We start from the raw sequence: 1,543 nt of genomic DNA, 5'->3' as shown, positions 1-1,543 counted from the left end.
GACCTGTGTCACGCCAGATGGCTGAACCGCCTTCGTTTCCGTGCGCTGCGGATTTCGGCAATCCGTTCGGCGTCCCCTTCTCCGAGGTGGCGGCCGCGCTCGAGGATCTCGAGCGTGTATTCCTCATAGGTCAGGCCGAGCCGCTCGGCTCTCTCCAGCCGCATCAGCATGACGTCGCGGCTGGGCGCCTTCCAGGCTTTGGCGTGGGCGGCCTGCCAGGCAAGGAAAATGTAGGCGTCGCCCTGGCCCCAGGGCGGGCCGTCATAGTCGTCGAGCGGCGGCCCGCCATTGTGCGAGCGTCGGGGACGTCGCGCCATGCCGTCAGCCCCTGACCAGCGCGACCAGATAGTCGGCGGCGTCCGGACCCGGGGAATGGAAGGCGCAGTCGGACGGCGCGCCGAGCGCCAGGCAGTCGCCGGCCCGAAGACTGTGCACGACTTCACCCTCGGTGAAGTCGAGCCGTCCGCCGATCAGCCAGATCTGCTGCTTGATGAAGGCGTAAGACGCCGCAGGAAAGCTGACGCTGGCGCCCGCCGGCAAGCGCACCTTGACCAGTTCGAGCGGCATGTCCGACGCCGGCGAGAGGTGCCGCCTGAGATAGCCGGTGGCCGGATCGCGCCACACCGGCTGCTCGCCTTCGCGCAGCAGGCCGCCGCCCTTGAGTTCCGCCCTGGCAATGAGCGTCGACAGCGTCATGCCGAAGGCCGCGGCGATGCGCACCAGCAGCGCCGCGGTCGGGCTGGTCTTGCCCTGCTCTATGGTGCTGAGCATTGCCTTCGACACATCGGAGCGCTCCGCCAGCTGCGCCAGCGACCAGCCCCGCAAGGTCCGTTCCGAGTGTATCCTGTTGCCAAGGCTGGATGAAATGTCGTTCGCTATATAATTCATTCGTTCAATATATCGAATGAAGACATGGAATGAAAGAGCGCGCTTGATCGAATCTTAGCGGTCGGCTTAACGCCGCCTACACCATCCGACCTCACCCCGGCTTAACCTCATCTGTGTAGGCTGAACGCCGAGGGAATGGGGATCATGCCATTTATGTTTGTCGAACGCGAAGTCTCCGTTGGAGAAGCGACCTCGCAGGAGCGCCGCAACAGGGAACAGAACGACAAGCGCATTCTCGGCAATGTCGTGCAATGCGACGGCGCGCGGGCCACCATCAGCGCCTATGCCGACGATGTCGAAGGCACGGTCACCGGTCTATGGACCGTCGGCAAGATGATCTCGATCAACCTCGGCTCGACGCGAACCGTCGGCCTCGTCTATGAAATCGGCAAGTCGGACCGCGCCTGGAGCAATGAGGGCCAGAACCCGATCGAGGTCAGCATCGAGTTGATCGGCGAAGTGCGTGACGGCGCCGAGCCGGGCGCTAAGCCGGTCTTCGATCGCGGCATCACCACCTACCCACATATCGGCGCCATTGCGCATCGCATCCGCAGCCGCGACTTGCAGGCCGTCTACGACCTCGCCGGCCGGCATTCGATCACCATTGGCACGCTGTCACAGGACGAGGCGATCGACGCCAACATCGCCATCGACG

The 1,543-nt window shown here is 64.4% G+C and carries 2 protein-coding genes and 1 pseudogene; 1 reads left to right on the top strand and 2 read right to left on the bottom strand.

Annotated features, from left to right (window positions below; all coding sequences use genetic code 11):
- Positions 1-8: 8 nt before the first annotated feature.
- Positions 9-317: a hypothetical protein gene (locus EOA33_RS35275; protein WP_127407689.1), complete on the bottom strand. Its 309-nt coding sequence runs from the start codon at positions 315-317 to the stop codon at positions 9-11.
- 4 nt (positions 318-321) lie between these two features.
- Positions 322-888: an XRE family transcriptional regulator gene (locus tag EOA33_RS35270; protein WP_127407688.1), complete on the bottom strand. Its 567-nt coding sequence runs from the start codon at positions 886-888 to the stop codon at positions 322-324.
- Between the two features lie 153 nt (positions 889-1,041).
- Between EOA33_RS35270 and EOA33_RS35265 the strand changes: the two are divergent.
- Positions 1,042-1,543, top strand: a pseudogene (locus tag EOA33_RS35265) (ATPase); the annotation flags it as partial.

This window comes from Mesorhizobium sp. M4A.F.Ca.ET.050.02.1.1 (assembly GCF_003997725.1).
GTDB lineage: Bacteria > Pseudomonadota > Alphaproteobacteria > Rhizobiales > Rhizobiaceae > Mesorhizobium.
The sequence above is the reverse complement of the archived record's forward strand: the minus strand, read 5'-3'. Positions and strand labels throughout refer to the sequence as shown.